Consider the following 18,548-nt stretch of genomic DNA (forward strand, 5'->3'; position numbering starts at 1 on the left):
GGCAGAAATATGAACTTAGTTCACTTCCTCGCCTTCTGTAATTTCTTTAATTCTTTTTTGAAGCTCTTCAACACTGATTTCTTTGTCCTTTAAAGACACTTTTTCAGTAATAAGCTTAATCACTTTATCTTCAAAAATTGGGGCACGCAAAGAGGCCAAAGCTTGAGGATTGTTGCGATAATAGTCCACAACTTTCATCTCATGTCCTCTATAGCGCATGGCTTCGTTATAAACAGCTTGATCCAATTCTTTTTGGGACACTGTAATTTGATGCTCTCGTCCAATTTCTGCAAGCACTAAACCAAGTCTAACGCGCCGTTCAGCAATGCCTTGATATTGTGTTCTTAATTTTTCTTCTTCTTTGGGATCCATTGAATGGTTGCATGTTTCCCCTTCGGCATGGTCATGATCATGGTGAAGTTCATTTTCTAATTGGCGCCAAATAGATTGGAATTCAAGTTCAACCAAACCTTTTGGAAGCTCAAAGTGGAACTCTTCTGAGAATTTATCGAGGACCTTGCGTTTAATATCAAGAAAAGAAAGCTGATCATATTCTTTTGTGATCATCTTTTCAACTTGATCTTTAAGCTCTGCAAGATCTTTAAATTTTAGCTTAACAGCTAAGTCATCGTCTATTGTAGGCTCAACAATTTCAAGAACTTCTGCAACTTTAAGACTGAATTTTGCTTCTTTTCCTGCAAGTTCTTGAGATCCATAATCTGCAGGAAACGTTACAAAGATATCTCTTTGGTCACCTGCTTTCATTCCAACAACTTGTTCTTCAAACCCTGGGATAAAAGTGCCAGATCCTAATTCAAGAACTGTATCAGCTGAAGATCCTCCTGGGATCAATTTATCACCAATAGTTCCACGGAATGAAAGGCGCACAGCATGACCATTTTCAGCTTTAATCTCAGCCTCAAGGACTTTATTCTCACGTGAAGAATGAGCCATTTTCTTAAGGCTCTCTGTCACTGTTTGAGGTTCAAGCTTTGCTTTTAATTGCTCAAATGAGTATTTGCTAAGATCGACAGTTCCCACTTCAGGAAGAACTTCAAGAGAAATGTTCAAACTTAAATCTTTTCCTTCTTCAGCACTTTCAAAGTCTATTTTTGGCTGAAGCGCAACTTTCAGTTTCTTCTCTTGAACAAGATTCTTTACACTTTCGTCTAATAACTTTTGAATGACTTCACCTTTTACAGAAGCTGCATACCGCTGTCTTAGGATTGGTAAAGGAATATGACCTGCGCGGAACCCTGCAACCTTTGTTGTTTTTCCCAACTCAAGTAGACGTTCATCCATCTTTGCCTCAACTGTCCCTGCGGGGATATTAAGGTGGTAATGGTGCGACAAACCTTCAACCTTTTTTTCTGTCATTTGCATAAAAGTGTTACCTGTCTCTAAATAATGTTGACCTTAATGGTGCGGGCGGAGGGACTTGAACCCCCATGGCTTGCGCCGCCAGAACCTAAATCTGGTGTGTCTGCCAATTCCACCACGCCCGCAAAAGGCTTTACTAAGCCCTTATCTCTAAACTAAAATCCTAAACAATTCGTTAAGGAGATTTCTTTCATAGCGTTGATCTTATGAAAAAGCAATGGGCCCGCAAAAATATATTACGCTCTAAATCTATCTGCAGAAACTTCCTTTAATTATTTCTTATTTCAAGATTTTTCAAAGGATGCAAACCCATCTTTCTAAGATTTTCTAGCACATAGCCACTAAAATTCTTCGTCCCTTAATTTAAAAATATTTTATCTTAAAGGTTGACAATTTTACCATTTTTTATTGTCCCTTGAATTTTTGCTTCTCTTTTCATGTGCTTTTAACATTTAATTCCCTTTTTTCACCATCTTTATTATGGTACCATAAACAACAGAAAAAAGCGACAAAAAAACAACTTTAAATATGAATTTACCTCCCCCTTCTCACCCATCAACAGAACCCCTTACTGACGCAGAGTTTGCGCAGTCAATGGCTAAATTGGGCCCTTTTGAACCCCATCCTCATCTGGCTATTGCCGTCTCAGGTGGCGCCGATAGCCTCTCCCTGATCTTGTTAGCCCAACAATGGGTGAAAAACCGCGAAGGCTCTCTAACGGCCCTTACTGTCGATCACCAATTACGCCCCACTTCGACCCAAGAAGCCCACCAAGTTCAACAGTGGCTTTCAGCCTATGGAATTCCCACAGTCATCCTTACGTGGTCAGAAGAAAAAACAGGCCGCCGCCTTCAAGAAAAAGCGCGTGAAATACGCTATCAAAAGCTTGAAGAATGGTGCCACACCCAAGGCATTTTACATCTTCTATTAGGCCATCATTTAGAGGATCAGCAAGAAACCATTGCCATGCGTGCCGAAAAAAATTCAGGAATCGAAGGACTTGCGGGTATGTCTGCCATTGTTGATAGGCCTTACCATCGCCTTCTTCGCCCTCTCCTTTGTTATTCAAAAAAGCGTCTTCAAGCTACACTCGTAAAGTATTCCCAATCATGGATTGAAGATCCTAGCAATCAGAACCTCAAATTTAAACGTGTCGCTCTAAGAAGCAAAGCACCACACTTTTCGCCTCTTGAAATTGTCTCTTTTGGAGAAGCGCGTCGTCATTACGAAGAAACCTTAAATAGGTTAATTCCTCAGATGATTATCCCCTTTCCTCAAGGATATGCTTTCTTAAATTATCAAGCTTGGTCCCAACTTGACATAGAAAATAGACTCGGCATACTCCAAAGACTGCTCATGACATATGGTGTTAATCCCTACCCTCCTGCCCGAGAGAGTCTTCATAAGCTTTCCTTACACTTTCAGAACACCTCCACTACCCCGCGCACCTTAAATGGATGCCTTATGTTGCGCTATAGAGAGAAATATCTCCTCTTTACAAGGGAACCTGGCGCGATTCGTCATGAAATTGACTTTAATAATCAAGAAAATTCAACGTGTTTCTTCTGGGATCAACGCTTTCATATTCACCTCACCCCCCCGCAAGGACAGTACACTTTAAAGGCTTTAGGTCAAAAAGGATGGGAGTCCCTCAAAAAAGAACTCAAGGAACAAAAAGATTTTTTACCCTATCCTGTTGCCCTTACTCTCCCAAGCCTTTGGCACCAAGATCAACTTATTTCTATTCCTGATTTTTTCCAGATTTGCTCAAACCAAACCTTTACACTTTTTAAAGAAAACGCTATAAAGTTCTTACCATGTTATCCACTTACACGATTTACGTTCACAATTGCTTAACTAAATCGCGACATAATGCTTTGCATGAATCTAGAATGCGACAATTGAAACACGAAGGAAAATAAATTGAATAACTTAGGTAGAAATCTCGTTTTATGGATTATTATTGGCCTCTTCCTTACTGCCGTTTTTCATATGTTCCAAGGCGAGAAGGAATCATCTCATAATAAAACCCTTATATTTTCTGAATTCCTAAGTAATATTGAACAAGGAAACGTCAAAGACGTCGTGATTAAAGGCGATGTTGTTAATGGACGTTTATCCGATGGTCGTTCGTTCTCAACTGTTGTCCCTAATTATCCTCAACTAGTTGAAAAATTGACTGAAAAAGGTGTTGCAATTTCCGTTTCGCCTGCGGAAGAAGGCGGCTCGACCTTTTTCCAAATCTTAATTTCTTGGTTTCCTATGCTTCTTCTTATTGGTGTTTGGATTTTCTTCCTTCGTCAAATGCAATCAGGCAATAATCGAGCGCTTGGCTTTGGAAAGTCCCGGGCCCGCCTTTTGAATGAGAAATCAGGCCGCGTTATGTTTTCCGATGTAGCAGGATGCCAAGAAGCCAAGGAAGAAGTCTCAGAAATTGTTGAATATTTGAAAGACCCCCAAAAATTCCAAAAATTAGGGGGGAAAATTCCAAAGGGTGTCCTTCTCGTTGGTTCTCCCGGAACAGGTAAAACATTACTTGCACGAGCGATTGCAGGAGAAGCAAATGTTCCATTCTTCTCAATCTCAGGATCTGATTTCGTTGAAATGTTTGTCGGTGTGGGTGCCAGCCGTGTTCGCGATTTATTTGAACAAGGCAAAAAAAATGCCCCTTGCATTATCTTTATTGATGAAATCGATGCCGTCGGTCGCCATCGCGGCGCAGGTCTTGGCGGTGGCAACGATGAACGTGAGCAAACACTCAACCAATTACTCGTAGAAATGGATGGTTTCGAATCAAATGATGGCGTTATCTTGGTCGCGGCGACCAATAGGCCTGACGTCCTTGATCCTGCTCTGATGCGTCCAGGACGTTTTGATCGCCAAGTGATTGTTCCGTTACCAGATATTATTGGCCGTGAAGAAGTCCTCAAAGTTCATATGGCAAAAGTTCCTCTTGCCTCTGACGTCGATGCAAAAGTCCTTGCACGCGGAACACCTGGATTTTCTGGGGCAGACCTCGCGAATCTTGTCAATGAAGCCGCTCTAAATGCAGCTCGCCAAAACAAACGTGCCGTGGCGATGAGCGACTTTGAACATGCTAAAGATAAAGTCATGATGGGGCCAGAAAGACGTTCCATGGTGATGAGCGATGAAGAAAAGAAATTAACAGCTTATCATGAAGCGGGACACGCTATTGTTGCTCTCCATACGACTGACTCTGATCCTATTCATAAGGCAACAATCATTCCACGAGGTCGAGCCCTTGGTATGGTTGTTCGTCTACCTGAAAATGATCGGGTTTCTATGTCACGAGCCAAACTTTTGGCGGACCTTGCTGTGGCCATGGGAGGCCGTATTGCAGAAGAACTTATCTTTGGTGTGGAAAAAGTTACCACGGGCGCTTCATCAGATATTCGTCATGCCACCGAAATTGCACGACGGATGGTCACCGAATGGGGTATGAGTGACGTCATGGGACCTTTAAGTTATGGAGAACCTGCGCAAGAAGTATTTTTGGGGCACTCCGTTACTCAACATAAAAATATTTCTGACTCTACAGCAACTCAAATTGATAAAGAGATCCGCAAAATTGTTGAAAATTCTTATGACCGAGCGCAGAAAATCCTCAAGGATCATATTGATCATTTGCATGCTTTAGCAAAAGGTCTTTTAGAGTATGAGACTCTTTCTGGGGACGAAATTAATTCTCTCTTACAAGGCGGAAAAATTGAAAAGCCAACGCCAAGTTCACCAGAGAAACCCAAGAAACCTCGCACGTCTGCCCCGACACGTAAACCAACAACGCTTTCGCCAGAACCCTCTGCCTAAGAGGTTCTGGTAGAAAAGCTTAAAGGGAAATAGGGAAAAAGGGAAAAAGTAAGATCGTATTCCTCCTTTACTAAAACGATGTTTAGTAAAGACGAGCTCCCACAAGATCTTTGTTAAAATAAGGTTTTAATTTTTCTCTTTTAACCATCTCAGAGGGTTCTTTTTTTAAAGGAAGAGCCTCTGTTTTATCTGCTTTTTTAAAAGAATTTTCTTCTTGCTTTGCTGAGCGTTCTCCCTTTGATTTAGAATCCTCAGCAGGATGGGCCAAAAGCTTAGAAAAAGCATCTTCTTCTTGACCAAAAGTTGTCACAGCTTCTCCCTTAAAAGAAAAAGTGACAGCTGAAATAAATAATAATGACGTAATAGTTATTCTTTTTGTTAAATAATATTTCATTTCAATAAACCATTTAAAATTAAATTACAATATTACATTATCATTATTGAGTTAATTTTCCACTAATTATTGCCAATAATATATATTATTTATTAAATTAAAAATACAAATATAATTAATATTATAAATTTTAAATACAATAACATAATAAATTTATTTGAATATTTTAATACATAAGAAAATAAAAATTGTTTCTACGAAATACTTATTCTTTTAGAAAGCTCCATGCACTTTATAGTAGAAAAAATTTTTAAAGATACAAGAATTACAGCATGAATAGTGTGATTCATAAGATTATTATAATTGAAGTGTCAGATTATCCTTTAACTTACACACCACTGATAAGTTTTCATTTTTCTTCCCAACCATACTCACAATAAGAGATTTCATTTAAAGCACATTCAATCCCCCTCCGCACTGCCGGCAGAAGATTAGAAGGAAGGTTATCTAAAGGATGGAATTGTAATTCTTTACATTTTTCAGGTTCCCTATTACGTAGCTGCCCCTTCCAACGACGACAAATTAAATAAAGATAAATATATTCTTCTCCACTTCTCGACCAACGATGCATTGTACAATTTACACTTAGATCAGTAGGGTCGATTTCTATATTCGCTTCTTCTCGAGCTTCTCGAATCATGGCTTGCAATATAGACTCTCCCCCTTCAAGATGCCCTGCTACAAGACTATACATCCCATCCGCATAGCCGGTATTTTGACGCAGATGGAGCAAAACTTGATCACCTTTAAGAAGTATTAAGTGCGGTGCAACAGGGATTTTAAATCGGTTTTTTTCGAGCATAACAAATTCCTTTCACCTCTAAACAAAGGGTGATTTATCGCTCATGTCAATTGCCAAAGGAATATCCTCTTGCAGGATATTGCACAACCTCAGCCCATTTTTCACCAAGATCTCTGACAAAAGTACAGCTAAGATTTCGATCTTTTCTGAAATTCTTCAGATGTCATGCAAAATTTATGGCCGATTTTAATTGCTTTATCTCAAACTTGTCGGGAGAGTTTAACGGCAAAAATCCGGTGAATACGGATCCTCAGTGTAATCAATGGGGATCTTCGCCTGAAGCGTTCCTCGATGAAATGCTATACTGAGCCCAGAAAGGAGAAGAGCCGAAAATATAAGCAAAGAACGCTTTAGCCATTTATTTTTAAAGAGTTTTTTTAACATCTTTATCTCTCCTTTTTCTTTCAATCTGTCTTTAATTTAAAACTATCTTAAATTGTTTAAGTTTTTATTAAACTTTTAAGGGGAGACTGCTTAACAAGTAACCATATTTTATAAAATAATGGGGGGTGGGGTGGTTATTAAATTTGCTTTTCTTATCGTCAGTTTTTTGGCGACTTCGCCGCTTTTTGCAACAGCGATTAATACGCACCATTATAAACATCATATAAGGCTTATAGAAACACGCCATCAAATTCCTGCGGGCCTGTTGCATGCCATTGCGAAAGTTGAATCTGGGCGTTGGAATGAACAAGAAAAACAATTTATGTCTTGGCCTTGGGTCATTCATGCCAACGGCAAGGGACACTATTTCTCTACAAAAGAACAAGCCATTGAAGCGGTTCAAAAACTACAAGCACAAGGTGTTAAAAACATTGATGTCGGTCTCATGCAAATTAACCTTTTGTATCATCCTGATGCTTTCGAAACATTGGCTGAAGCTTTTGATCCTAAACATAATGTCGATTATGCGGCACGCTATTTAAAGGGATTGAAGCAAAATCATAATTCATGGCAAAAGGCTGTCGCCTATTATCATTCAGCGTCACCAACTCACCATCGTCCTTATTGCAAGAAAGTGCTCGCGACATGGCGCGAAGATCAAAAAAATAATCCACATCATGATTTTTTTCAAGAAAGAGTTGCCTCTTTCAACCAAAAATCTGATCAAGAACGCAGAACTATCACGCCACCCGACCGTCTTGATCTTTTTAAGAAAAGGATGCAAGCGCGCTATCATCAAATCCGCGATCGTCTTTTTGAATCTCAGAATTTGCGGCGAGGAAAAGTATATCGCTTAAAACCCGTCAGCTATAAAGCAGCAACGCAACCTCAAATTAAGAGCACGCCATAAATCTAAAATAAAATGCTCGCAATGCTCCCGCTTTAAGATTCATTTTACCTCTGCAGAATTACCAGAAAGACCATCAAAAAAGCTTTTAAAGGAATCATATGCATCACTATTATTAAAAGTAACTGCCAGATCGGTCCTTTTTTTGGGTATTAGAGTTTTTATTTGAAGAACTTTATCTATCTGACGATCCTCTCTAAATCTTCCCATAGAGTTCTTCCTAATAGAAGAAGCAAAGAAGCAAAAAAGTAAAATCTTCTGATTATCTTTATAAGAAAGAAACCAAATGAAAAACTAAATTTCGATTTTCTAACTCTGTGAAAAATGTATCAGCTTAATCTGCGCCAGAAGAGAACCCTGAAGAAACTGAGGCAGATGATGATTTATAAATTTCTGCAGAAAACTTACCATCTTCAAATCTAAAATGACAAACAGCGCCTTGGTCTAATCTCAATTTTTCATGAGAAAGCCATTCAGCCAAGAACTCAAAGACTTTTTGATGAGATACAATGATAAGGTCTCCCTCATCCTTTGGAGTTTGTTTAAAGATAGATATCAAAGTTTCTTGAACTCTTCTTTGGAAAGCCTCTGTTGATTCGGCATCCGCGGGTTGATAGGCACGTGGATTCTCAGGAGGAGCATCTCGATAATCGCCATAATATCTTTCTTGTAATCCTTCAACTAGTTCGATAGAAACGTGCTCACCAAGCTTATTAGCAAAAATGGTTGCTGTCTCAAAGGCTCTTTTGAGGTGACTACTAAAAATTATAGGTTTATGAATGTCTTGATGTTCTTTGACAGTCCAAAAAGCACCTTCTGCTTGGTGCCGTCCTGTCTCGTCTAATTCTAGATCTTGAGGACCTTTTAAGATATCATCCGGCCCCCAAGGCGTTTGACCATGCCGAATAAAAAGAAAATCTCTTCCCTGTTCTTCTATAGCCGAGGTTGCCAGACAACTATCTGTAGAACAGATAATATTTGGAAAAAACAACCCTACAGAAACCGTAAAGATTTTCATATTCATCATTTTACTCCACAATTGTTGCTGTCCATTTTTTCCTATTTAATCTACTAAAGAAAAATGGATGACTCTATCAACCCTTGATAATTACTTAGAAAATAACATTTATGAGACATAGTTCTAAAATTTTTCTTCCCAAATTCATCTAATAATATATTGTTTTTAATAATATTTTTCATTTTTATACTCCCTGTTTTGTTGTATTTATTATCCTGAAAACATTTGTCAGAATGGCCCTTGTCTGACGCTTTACTATAGTCCTTTCAGGATATCATAAATGTAACAAAAATTCAAGAAAATCGTACGCATTTCTTAAAAAATAATATTTATATTTATCAAATGATTATTTTATATTTTAAGGGCATAAAAAAAGGGGCCGAAGCCCCTCTTTCATTTTTTTGAATGCGCACTAACTTATATAAAATCGTGCTCAATCTCAGCTGTGGTTTCTTTCCCAATTTTATCAAAATTCTCTCGAAGCCACTCACGGCCCATCCTGCGACCTGCTTGAAAAAGATAATCCAGAAAATCTGGATCTGCACAAAATCCACTGGCGCGATCAATGCTGCCAAAGAACGCATCATCCCGAATCATATGCATGTGAAGGCGCTTAAGTTTTCCTGCTGGAATCGTGCCATTATCAATTAGTTGTGTGATAAAGTGGATGGATCTCATCTCTCGCGTTAAACAAGCATTTTGCGTAATTTCCCCTAATCGATTGGCGATTTCATGAGAAGTGTAAGGCATCTTTGGATCATGAACACGACGAATCTGAATCACAAGAATATCTGGTGACTCACAATTATAAATTAAGGGATAGATCGGAGGATTTCCAATAAATCCGCCATCCCAATAAAATTCACCATCGATTTCACGAGCTTGAAAAAGTGTCGGAACACAAGCACTTGCTAAGACCGCCTCTTCAGAAAGCTCTTCGCCTGAAAAGATCTTTAATTTACCTGTTGCGACATGGGTTGCACATAAGAATAATTTTGGATCTTTAGACCTTGCTAACGCACCGAAATCGAAAAGTTCTCTAACAACTTTTTGGAGGGGATGAGCATTCGTTGGATTTAACTGATAAGGCGATAAGATACTTGACATATATTGCATCATCATAAACATCGGATTACTTGAGATATCAAAATCCTTGACCAGTTTTTTGATAGGATTTGGCTTAATCGGGCTTGTTTTAGAAGATTCACCAATCTTATGCCAAAGCTGAGATAAGTACTCGCGAGCGCCTTGGTTACCATTTTTAAGCAATCCCATGGCCGTGGCTGTGGCATTCATTCCTCCGGCACTTGTCCCTGCTACGCCTTCAATATCAATCCGCTCATCTTCTAAAAGGGCATCCAAAACTCCCCAGGTATAAGCCCCATGAGAGCCACCGCCTTGTAGAGCCACGTTAATCCGTTTCTTTGCGCCTTTGACCTCTTTCTGAGGGCTTTCCTTGGCTGTTTTTTTTGACTTTTCCATTATGATTTCCTCTATTGAGTTCCGGCTTTCTACCGTCAATTAGTCACGTCTTCTCTTTTTAATATGCGAAATTAAAGTTAATTTTTTGTAACTTATTCTAGATTTTTTAATAAATGAGCCTAAACTCATTTTATGATGCGCTTGAAAAAAGACTATTTCGCTCAATCTACTCTTGACGTCGCAAAAGACTTGCTCGGTAAAGAGCTTATCTTTAGAGAATTTAAGGGCTTTATTACTGAGACCGAAGCTTATATTGGCCAAGGTGATCCCGCTTGCCATGCAGCTCGCGGCAAAACCCCCAGGACGACGGTCATGTTTGGCCCGGCGGGTGTTAGTTACGTTTACTTTATCTACGGGATGTATTTTTGTCTCAATATTGTCACTGAAGCTGACGATTTCCCTGCAGCTGTGCTCATTCGGGGCCTCCACCTTTCACAACCGGAAAACAAGAACCTTAATGGCCCCGGAAAACTCTGTAAACACCTAGGCATTACTCGCGATCATAATGGCCTTGATCTAACGACATCAGAGTTTTTTTATGTCCAAGATAAAGGCCTAAAGCCAGGCTATATTGCGACCCCTCGCATTGGAATCAAGGTAGGAACCGAGAAGTTATGGCGCTTCATAGCTAATGAGGATATTGTCGGTGTTCAAAGCTGAAATTTTCACAGTTTTTAAATCACACCAGCGGCGACCTAAAAAGCTCTATGATAAAGGCTAGCAGCCTATTGCACTTGAATTTTTTAAGTTAACTCAAGACCAGAGAGAATTGAGATGCAGGAATTTTTTAATATGATATTATTTTTTCAACGCAGAATGTATTAATAGGAAAATTTATGTGCTTCAAGCAATTACTTAACTTTCGACAGAATATGCCAGTCTATAAAAAAATTTCTTTGGGTTTTGCCATAGTTCATATGCTTATTGTTGTTTTATTATTGATTATTCTCGTTATAAGCAAAGACCCAGCAATAAATATGATATGGTTTTTATTATATTATATTGATTTCCCTTACAGCGCAGTTACATTATTTCTTGCAAAGTTTATACCAGATATATCAAGCGATATTAACAATTTCTGGGCCCCCTTTATTCTTTGGGGGGTAGGCGGCACTTTGTGGTGGTATTCTGTACCTATTCTAGTTAAGCAAGCTGTAACCTTAGGCAAAAAAATAATGAAGAAATAAGTGCTGCCCATAACCATCCTGAAGCCTTATAAAATTCGACATTTTTATTCGCTTATATCTTCTTAGACCCTCGTGATAAGATTGAAGGAGCACCTTCCTTTAATTTAATAGGACATACTTTATCATTTACTGACTATTTCCGGCGACGTCCCCGCCGAGAAGAATCCATCCCTTTTTTCTGAGTTTCAGCAGGCACAAAAGTTAATCCTCCCAATAAAGGCTCAGCATGCTGAAGAGTAACTTTGAGACGATCTCCTAAAGTATAAACTCGCTTTTTTCGGCGCCCTACAACCCGTTGTTTTTTCTGATCGTATGCATAATAGTCGTCGGCTAATAACCTCAAAGGAATAATGCCGTCAGCGCCATTCTCTTCAATCGTCACAAACATAGCAAATTCAGTGACACCATTGATCCGAGCCATAAAATTCTCGCCTATTTTATCTTTTAGATAAGCAGCCACATAACGCTCAGTCGTTTCACGTTCAGCCGTTGCTGCCACTCTTTCCGTCAGGCTGATATGTTCAGCAACAGCCTTCAGTTGAGGCAAGGTATAAAGAAATGGAACGTCTTCGTTTTTCGTGACGACGTCAACAAGAGCCCGATGCACCACTAAATCTGCATACCGTCGAATGGGAGACGTGAAATGACAATAACGAGGTAAATTAAGCCCAAAATGCCCCAAATTTTCTGGACTATAAACCGCTTGAGCTTGAGCCCGGAGAACAAGCTGATTAATGGCACCTTGAGCCGGAGATTCTTTTGCTTTCTCTAGAATATAATTAAAGACCTTGGGGCGTATCGCTTGGCCCTTCGGCAAGCTTAAATCAAATCCTTTTAAGAACTCGCGCAAAGCATCAACTTTTTCAAGTGAAGGCTCATCATGAACTCGATACATGCACAAATGCTGTCGTGTTTCAAGCTCGATGGCCGCAGCGACATTCGCCAAAATCATGAATTCTTCGATGAGTCGATGGCTCGTAAAACGTGGGCGTGGCGCAATCTTAGAGACTTGGCGTTTCTCATCAAGATAGATCCGTTCTTCGGGCATGTCTAAGTCTAAAGGTGCCCGTTTATCCCGCTCAATACAAAGCGATTTATAAGCCCCATACAGCGGCAGAATGACCGCTTTGATGAAATCATGGGCGAGATCTGTCTTTTGCCCCTCAAAGGCCGCTTGCGTCTTTGTATACGTCAATCTTGCGGCTGATCGCATTAAAGCTCGAGAAAATTTATGCCTCAATAAACGACCGTGCTGATTAATCCAGAGGTGAACCGCCAAACACGCCCGATCTTCCTGAGGTTTCAACGAGCATATATCATTAGACAAGGCCTCTGGAAGCATTGGAACAACACGATCCGGAAAATAAACGGAATTTCCTCGGCGATAGGCTTCTTGATCTAAGGCATCTTTGGGCGTGACATAAGCAGATACATCCGCAATCGCCACAATCAAATGCCATCCTTTAGGGTTTTTTGGATCTGTGTCGGGCGTGGCCCATATCGCGTCATCAAAGTCACGTGCATCCTCATCATCAATGGTCACCAGCGGAATATCACGTAAATCCTCTCGTGCCCCCAAAGGAGGAACTTTTGCTTTTTCTGCCAATTCGATTGATTGAGGTGAAAATTCATGGGGCAATTCATAAGAATGAATCGCGATCAGACTAATCGATTTCGGCGTATTTAAGGATCCCAAGATCTTTGTTACCTTAAGGGATTCCCCTTTTCTTCCTTGGATCCATTCGGCTTCCACAAGGTCATTTTGCTGGGCATTAAGGGTCTGCCCCGCCGGAATAACATATTCTACCTTGCGTCGTTTTTCAGGCAGGATAAGTCGTCCCCCTTCTTCATTTGCCTCAAAAATCCCCATCACACGATGAGATTTTTGATCCATTTTACGAATGAATTCTGCCTCAAGAGATTTTGGGCCTTTCAAGCGAACTAAGGCCAAGTCTTCAGGATTTAAATGATTCATTTTATGAGTTTTAGAAAAAACACGAATTAATGGCTTCTCTTCATGCTCAGGCCATATTTCAGGCGTTCCTAACAGATATCCATCCTCATCCACACCCGTAATTTTAACCACGAGAAGGTTCAATTGACCTTTGCGCTGATAGTATTTCCCACGTTGTTGAATAACTTGTTTTTCCACAAGTTCTTTCAACATTTTCTTTAAAATGATGCGATCATTGCCTTTAATATGAAAAGCTTGCGCAATTTCACGTCGCCGGATTTCGTCTTCATGTCCATTAATAAAATTTACAATATCTTCTGAAGTCGGGAATTTTTGAGGAGAGGAAGTCAAAACAGTCTTTCTTTTTTGAGTTATAATTCTCTATTTTAAAAGCTTTCCATCAGAAAGGCTAGCGTCGATTCATTATCCTAAACACATTCACGCAATAGAGAGAAAGAGTAAGGTTAAAAAATATGGTTACAGTTTTGATTTATAATGATTTTTATATATAAGAAAGAGGTAAATAAAATTAATAAGAGAAGAATTTTAAATTCTCCTCTTTAATTAATATAAGGTCAACTATTCTGTATGAACTAATTGGCCTTGAGCATTTGTATATGTGAACTCAGAAAAACGAGGGCTACAAGTTTCACGCGGTGCTGTAGCTTTTTTCTTATATTTGCTGATGAGGGCAGAGGCCTTTTTCCGTTGTTCTTCAGCAGATCTCGTTACTTTTTTAGTTTTTTCCTTTTGTTCTTCTTGAATAGAATTACTAGCAGATACAATACTGGAAAAAACGACACTAATCCCTAAACTTATTATTAAAGTTTTTGCAAAAGTCATTGTTTTACCTCATACTTTTTTAAGGTTACCACTTAACCAAGCTAAGCAAAAAGCGTGATTACTTATTTTCTTTCAAAATCTTAGGACTTTTTTACCTAAGATGTCAAATTGATAATTTATTCACTATCTTCTTCTTTTGGTTGGTAGAAGGTTTCTGGATAAATCTCAGGAACAAGTTTGGCGTACAATAATTTTGGCTCTATTTTGTGTAAATCGTCAGGACTTTGCAACATACTTTCTATCTCTTCTTGAGTGACAACGTTAAAACTATTCTTTTTAACGATTGTAACCGGACTGTTAGGAATCCCTTCCCCTACCACCCCCATGGGAAATCCTTTAATACTTCCGATGTGGATCCCAAGAAACTTGTTCTTTCTTTTAGAAAATAACGCAGCTCCGCTTGATCCAGGCAAACTACTGACTTTATGAGTTGATTTTCTAACGTTAGCTTCGCCTTTATTTTCTCTTTGATATAAATCTCCCAAGGGATAATGATAGAGAGAAACATCAACAGTTTTCTTTGATTTAATTTTCGCGTTAACTTTAGGTAAATTATCTTGAACAGCCGATATAAGAGCGGGAATTTCTTCAGATGGATAATCACCATTTAACTTATATTTCCCTTTAAATATGCATATATCTTTCCCAGAGCTCGGAATAAATAAGACTTCTGTTACATCGACTTCTGAAAAATAACTTAAACTATCCCCATCTGCAGAGGTACTATTTTGATAAAAAGTCCAATCTCCACGTCTATATCGGCATTGTTTTACGCCATTTTGATCGGTGTAAAATTCAAGAAAAACATGTAAAGCTGTAATTCCTGTTCCAATATAATGACCACCTTTCTCTTCAAGAGCGATAAGGGTACCGGTGCCTCTTCCTCCATTCATCCCCCTAAGTTGTCCACAGTACCATCCATGAGAAAAATCTTCTGGATCTGAGACAGGAAAAAGCTTATTAAATTCCTCTTCTTTAAGGGGTTCACCTATTTTTAAAAGATGCTTTTTAGCAACTTTTTGCGTAAAACCCTCTGTTTGTAATGTTTCATCTAAATCTGAGGAGGCTTTGCAAGCAGGTATTGTAAATATGAGAAAGATAAATAAAAAATATACAAATTTACGGATACTTAGCTTTTTCATTATAAAATATCTATGTTATCAAAAAGTTATTGAGTACCTTACTATATTTCCATTTAGTAAAACTGTCAACTTCAAGCCCCTGCTTCTTATCAATTTAAGATCAAAAATGATTTAAAAAATTTTCTTAATCAATTGTAAAGAAAACCATTTTTCTTGTATAATTTTTAGGTCTTTAGACATCTTACTTTTTGATTAGAAAGCAGGCTCCATGGCCCCCACATATAAACATCACATTTTTATTTGCCAGAATCAACGCCCTGAGGGACATCCTCGAGGATGTTGTATGACAAAAGGTTCTGATAAAATTTTAATTTACATGAAGACGCGCATAAAAGAACTTGGACTAAAAAACATCCGCGTAAATAAAGCCGGATGCCTTGATCAGTGCGAACAAGGCCCCGCTGTGGTCATTTACCCTGAAGGGGCATGGTATACGATCAAGACAATAGAAGAGGCCGAGACCTTGATTCAAGATCATCTCATCAAGGAACAAAAAGCGACAGGTCTTTTAATGGAATGAGAATACCTTCATCCTTGTATAGAAGAATCGGTTACATCCTCAAAATATGCTTGATTTAAAGCTTGATAAAATTTCTTTGCAAAGCTTGAATCAACCCCCTTGTAGGATTTATTATGCTTACGGTGCGTCCCTACTGAGATCCCCTTACTAAAGAAGAATGTGTAACCTTTTTTAGTAAAACTTATAACGATTGAATTCCGAAAGATTTTATCACTACAAAGCTTGATTAGCTCTGTAGGTTTTACAGCTTGATTAGCTTTAAGATCTTTAAAGATACTGTAATTCTCACCTTGCAATTCTTCAGGTGAAAGCCGGCTCAGATCGTTTAATTCTGTTTTCATTCCACGTATTATAGTGGCTTTATTAAGAACTTTTTTCTGCCTACGATAATCTTCCATTTCCTTATTATATTTATTCATGGCTTCTTCGATATCAGCTTCTGTTTCATCTGATAAATGAACCTTGTGCCCTTCCATTATCTGGGATTCAGAGTCAGATTTATCAGAATGCTTAGTATTTAAATGCTTAGTATTTAATGGCTTTTGTACATCCTTGATAAGTTCACTATGGATTCTTTCAAGATCAACTTCTTCTGTTGTTTCTTTTATGCGTAAACACTCTTCTAAAAAATCTTTAGCGCGCTTAATACCTCTTTGTTTTGCTTGGTTAAAAAAGTTAATGGCCCGTGGTATATCATTATGTTCTAAATATATACTGCCTAATGTTAAATAAGCATCATCAACCCCCCTATCAATGGCTTCAAGAAGATATGCCTCAGCCGTTTTTAAGTCGCGCTCTTGCCCTGGAAAACCAAAACCCAGTGCCACGGCAACATTCACAAGAGCATTTAAATTTCCGGCGTTTTTTATTTCTACGAATAAATCAAAAGCACGTTTTTGATCCTGCTTTTCCTCTTCACCACCATACCACAAGCATATTGCCATATTTAATTTGACTATCTCAAGAGATTTTATATCTCCATTATCCTTAAAATAGCTATAAGCTTCTTGAAAATAGTGGTAGGCCCTATCTATAAAAACCCTAGACTGAGATTGAAATTTCTCTAAGATATATTCTCCTAAAGCAGCAGACGCTGGCGGGTATTTTGCCTCTGAAGCTTCTTCAAAAAACTTATAAATTACTTTTTCTCGATCTTCTATTTCTCCATATCCATCTTGATAAAGCATGGCAACTCTATACTTAGCTTCAGGAGAACCTTCCATTGCTTTATAGTAGTGCTCTAATGCTTTTTGAAAGTCTGGTTGGCTTCCATCTAATCCATCTTCATAAAATGTACCCAAATTAAAATGTGCTCTACCAACAAGATCTTTATATTTTTCTTCTGAAGAAAGTTCCTTAATTAGCTTTAAATTAATTTCTAAAGCTTCTTTCGCTGCAGTATAATCAGGAGCACCATCTTTAACTTGTAATAGTGTATAACCTACATTATAGAGTGACGTAGGATTACCTAAATCAGCGCCTTTTCGAAAACTGTCTAAGAGTTCTTGTTTGCTTATCCATTCTGGAAGTTTTTTAGAGCTAGCGATATTCCCAATATAACTTAAGGCTCTCATATTTTTAAAGTCCCCTGCTTTAATGAGGAAATCATAAGCACCTTTCTTGGATCTAAGTTTATCTCCAAAAGACTCATATATTGCCGTAACTCTCGCCACAACCTGATCTAGAATTTGCGACAGAAAAGATGACCCTTTATACGAATTCATCATTTTAGAAACAGTGACAACATACTTCTCAACTTCTTCTACGCTTGCGTTCTTTTTGAAAGGTAAGTACTCGACTATAGCTAAAGTATCTTCTAATTTAGCCGCATTTAAGAAAAATTTTCTTGCAGCTTTCTTATAGAGTTTTTTATTTTTAGACTTAGGTTTTTCTTGTTCACTTTTATGCTGGAAATGTAGTGCCATCTTCCTAAAAAAAACACCACAAGAAATTTTTTCACACTGGTTCATTAATTCATTTATTGTTTTATCAATACTTTCAACACTCCGTACATTTTTAAGATGAGGCAGAGTAATCTTATATTTTTCTTGTACCTTCGGAATAGCTGACTCATTCCCGTTATTAGCCAAGATAATAATGAGCTCAAATCGGTCTTTAAGTGTTTCAAGAAGTTCAGGAGTTTGTTCATATTTTTTAATTGCCCAAAATCTTTTTTCCTTAAGAGCAGTTTCTAGAAGATTTTGTGCTCTTTCTGGATCGCGCAAATCAATAGGGCCTACTTTATATGCTAGATATTGATAAAGAGCTTCTTGTGCTCTGTCATTTGCTTGATACCCTTGTAAAATAGCCATCAAGAATTCATGTTCAACTGAGCATTCTCCAATTTTTCCACTTAAAATAGCCTTCTTAGTTAGAGAAACATCTAATTCTTCATCAAAAAAATGATATTTTTCGGTAAAAAACTGGCTTAAACCCTCTCTAGGAATCTCAGAAATATTGTCTTTTTCAAGGCCTTTTATTACTTTTTGAGCCATTTTAGGAAGAGAAGAAAGATCGATTTTCCCCTGATGTATTTCGCCTATCTCTAAGATATCACTACAAAAACTGTTACTAGATAAAAAAGTTGTTGCTAATAAAATTGCAAAAAAGATTTTCATAATATCTCCACATAAAAATAAAGTATCTTACAAGAAATATATGATGACTATTTTATAAATTACAAGTACTTGAAGTTATAAATAAAAAA

General features: G+C 38.1%; 16 protein-coding genes and 1 tRNA gene. 6 read left to right on the plus strand and 11 right to left on the minus strand.

Annotated elements, in window-relative coordinates; genetic code table 11:
* Positions 1 to 15: 15 nt before the first annotated feature.
* Positions 16 to 1,377 (minus strand): trigger factor, encoded by a 1,362-nt coding sequence (locus J0H12_04595; protein ID MBN9413185.1) that lies wholly within the window; start codon positions 1,375 to 1,377, stop codon positions 16 to 18.
* Positions 1,378 to 1,420: 43 nt separating this feature from the next.
* Positions 1,421 to 1,505 (minus strand) — tRNA-Leu (locus J0H12_04600).
* A 403-nt stretch (positions 1,506 to 1,908) separates the two neighbouring features.
* On the opposite strand from J0H12_04600, the gene tilS reads away from it, so the two are divergent.
* Together tilS and ftsH are read left to right on the plus strand one after the other, a co-directional pair.
* Complete coding sequence (gene tilS / locus J0H12_04605; GenBank protein MBN9413186.1) at positions 1,909 to 3,237, plus strand: tRNA lysidine(34) synthetase TilS; 1,329 nt, start codon at positions 1,909 to 1,911, stop codon at positions 3,235 to 3,237.
* Between the two features lie 135 nt (positions 3,238 to 3,372).
* Positions 3,373 to 5,208 carry an ATP-dependent zinc metalloprotease FtsH gene (gene ftsH, locus J0H12_04610; GenBank protein ID MBN9413187.1) on the plus strand — a complete coding sequence of 612 codons (1,836 nt, stop codon included), beginning with the start codon at positions 3,373 to 3,375 and terminating at the stop codon, positions 5,206 to 5,208.
* 82 nt (positions 5,209 to 5,290) lie between these two features.
* Here ftsH and J0H12_04615 read toward each other — a convergent pair whose 3' ends face one another.
* From J0H12_04615 to J0H12_04625, 3 genes are all read right to left on the minus strand, one after another.
* Positions 5,291 to 5,602: a hypothetical protein gene (locus J0H12_04615; GenBank protein ID MBN9413188.1), complete on the minus strand. Its 312-nt coding sequence runs from the start codon at positions 5,600 to 5,602 to the stop codon at positions 5,291 to 5,293.
* Between the two features lie 349 nt (positions 5,603 to 5,951).
* Positions 5,952 to 6,404 (minus strand): NUDIX domain-containing protein, encoded by a 453-nt coding sequence (locus J0H12_04620; protein MBN9413189.1) that lies wholly within the window; start codon positions 6,402 to 6,404, stop codon positions 5,952 to 5,954.
* Between the two features lie 219 nt (positions 6,405 to 6,623).
* Positions 6,624 to 6,788, minus strand: a complete 165-nt coding sequence (locus tag J0H12_04625) for a hypothetical protein (protein ID MBN9413190.1) — start codon at positions 6,786 to 6,788, stop codon at positions 6,624 to 6,626.
* A gap of 130 nt (positions 6,789 to 6,918) precedes the next feature.
* Here J0H12_04625 and J0H12_04630 point away from each other — a divergent pair, with 130 nt between their 5' ends.
* Positions 6,919 to 7,698 (plus strand): lytic transglycosylase domain-containing protein, encoded by a 780-nt coding sequence (locus J0H12_04630; protein MBN9413191.1) that lies wholly within the window; start codon positions 6,919 to 6,921, stop codon positions 7,696 to 7,698.
* A gap of 331 nt (positions 7,699 to 8,029) precedes the next feature.
* On the opposite strand, the gene J0H12_04635 is transcribed toward J0H12_04630, so the two are convergent.
* Entirely contained in the window at positions 8,030 to 8,719 is a 690-nt protein-coding gene (locus tag J0H12_04635) for a histidine phosphatase family protein (GenBank protein MBN9413192.1), read from the minus strand.
* Positions 8,720 to 9,130: 411 nt separating this feature from the next.
* The gene (locus J0H12_04640) at positions 9,131 to 10,195 is read right to left on the minus strand and encodes a patatin-like phospholipase family protein (protein MBN9413193.1); all 1,065 of its coding nucleotides are present in this window, start codon (positions 10,193 to 10,195) and stop codon (positions 9,131 to 9,133) included.
* Positions 10,196 to 10,330: 135 nt separating this feature from the next.
* Here J0H12_04640 and J0H12_04645 point away from each other — a divergent pair, with 135 nt between their 5' ends.
* Entirely contained in the window at positions 10,331 to 10,855 is a 525-nt protein-coding gene (locus J0H12_04645) for a DNA-3-methyladenine glycosylase (GenBank protein MBN9413194.1), read from the plus strand.
* A gap of 176 nt (positions 10,856 to 11,031) precedes the next feature.
* Positions 11,032 to 11,382, plus strand: coding sequence for a hypothetical protein (locus tag J0H12_04650; GenBank protein ID MBN9413195.1), 351 nt, complete (start codon positions 11,032 to 11,034; stop codon positions 11,380 to 11,382).
* 133 nt (positions 11,383 to 11,515) lie between these two features.
* On the opposite strand, the gene rnr is transcribed toward J0H12_04650, so the two are convergent.
* The 3 genes from rnr to J0H12_04665 form a co-directional block, all read right to left on the minus strand.
* Positions 11,516 to 13,687, minus strand: a complete 2,172-nt coding sequence (rnr, locus tag J0H12_04655) for a ribonuclease R (GenBank protein ID MBN9413196.1) — start codon at positions 13,685 to 13,687, stop codon at positions 11,516 to 11,518.
* Between the two features lie 228 nt (positions 13,688 to 13,915).
* Positions 13,916 to 14,179 (minus strand): hypothetical protein, encoded by a 264-nt coding sequence (locus tag J0H12_04660; protein ID MBN9413197.1) that lies wholly within the window; start codon positions 14,177 to 14,179, stop codon positions 13,916 to 13,918.
* Positions 14,180 to 14,295: 116 nt separating this feature from the next.
* Complete coding sequence (locus tag J0H12_04665; protein ID MBN9413198.1) at positions 14,296 to 15,321, minus strand: hypothetical protein; 1,026 nt, start codon at positions 15,319 to 15,321, stop codon at positions 14,296 to 14,298.
* A gap of 283 nt (positions 15,322 to 15,604) precedes the next feature.
* Between J0H12_04665 and J0H12_04670 the strand changes: the two genes are divergently transcribed.
* Positions 15,605 to 15,841, plus strand: a complete 237-nt coding sequence (locus J0H12_04670; GenBank protein ID MBN9413199.1) for a hypothetical protein — start codon at positions 15,605 to 15,607, stop codon at positions 15,839 to 15,841.
* A gap of 8 nt (positions 15,842 to 15,849) precedes the next feature.
* Here J0H12_04670 and J0H12_04675 read toward each other — a convergent pair whose 3' ends face one another.
* On the minus strand, positions 15,850 to 18,459 hold the full coding sequence (locus J0H12_04675) for a sel1 repeat family protein (protein ID MBN9413200.1): 2,610 nt from the start codon (positions 18,457 to 18,459) through the stop codon (positions 15,850 to 15,852).
* Between the last annotated feature and the right edge of the window lie 89 nt (positions 18,460 to 18,548).

This window comes from Candidatus Paracaedimonas acanthamoebae, assembly GCA_017307065.1.
Classification (GTDB): domain Bacteria; phylum Pseudomonadota; class Alphaproteobacteria; order Caedimonadales; family Caedimonadaceae; genus Paracaedimonas; species Paracaedimonas acanthamoebae_A.

Coding starts and splice junctions, on each gene's coding strand:
- J0H12_04660 (MBN9413197.1), bottom strand. CDS start 14,179: ATGACTTTTGCAAAAACTTTAATAATAAGTTTAGGGATTAGTGTCGTT.
- J0H12_04615 (MBN9413188.1), bottom strand. CDS start 5,602: ATGAAATATTATTTAACAAAAAGAATAACTATTACGTCATTATTATTT.
- J0H12_04625 (MBN9413190.1), bottom strand. CDS start 6,788: ATGTTAAAAAAACTCTTTAAAAATAAATGGCTAAAGCGTTCTTTGCTT.
- J0H12_04675 (MBN9413200.1), bottom strand. CDS start 18,459: ATGAAAATCTTTTTTGCAATTTTATTAGCAACAACTTTTTTATCTAGT.
- ftsH (MBN9413187.1), top strand. CDS start 3,373: ATGTTCCAAGGCGAGAAGGAATCATCTCATAATAAAACCCTTATATTT.
- J0H12_04635 (MBN9413192.1), bottom strand. CDS start 8,719: ATGAATATGAAAATCTTTACGGTTTCTGTAGGGTTGTTTTTTCCAAAT.
- tilS (MBN9413186.1), top strand. CDS start 1,909: ATGAATTTACCTCCCCCTTCTCACCCATCAACAGAACCCCTTACTGAC.
- J0H12_04640 (MBN9413193.1), bottom strand. CDS start 10,195: ATGGAAAAGTCAAAAAAAACAGCCAAGGAAAGCCCTCAGAAAGAGGTC.
- J0H12_04665 (MBN9413198.1), bottom strand. CDS start 15,321: ATGAAAAAGCTAAGTATCCGTAAATTTGTATATTTTTTATTTATCTTT.
- J0H12_04595 (MBN9413185.1), bottom strand. CDS start 1,377: ATGACAGAAAAAAAGGTTGAAGGTTTGTCGCACCATTACCACCTTAAT.
- J0H12_04645 (MBN9413194.1), top strand. CDS start 10,331: ATGCGCTTGAAAAAAGACTATTTCGCTCAATCTACTCTTGACGTCGCA.
- J0H12_04670 (MBN9413199.1), top strand. CDS start 15,605: ATGACAAAAGGTTCTGATAAAATTTTAATTTACATGAAGACGCGCATA.
- J0H12_04620 (MBN9413189.1), bottom strand. CDS start 6,404: ATGCTCGAAAAAAACCGATTTAAAATCCCTGTTGCACCGCACTTAATA.
- J0H12_04650 (MBN9413195.1), top strand. CDS start 11,032: ATGTGCTTCAAGCAATTACTTAACTTTCGACAGAATATGCCAGTCTAT.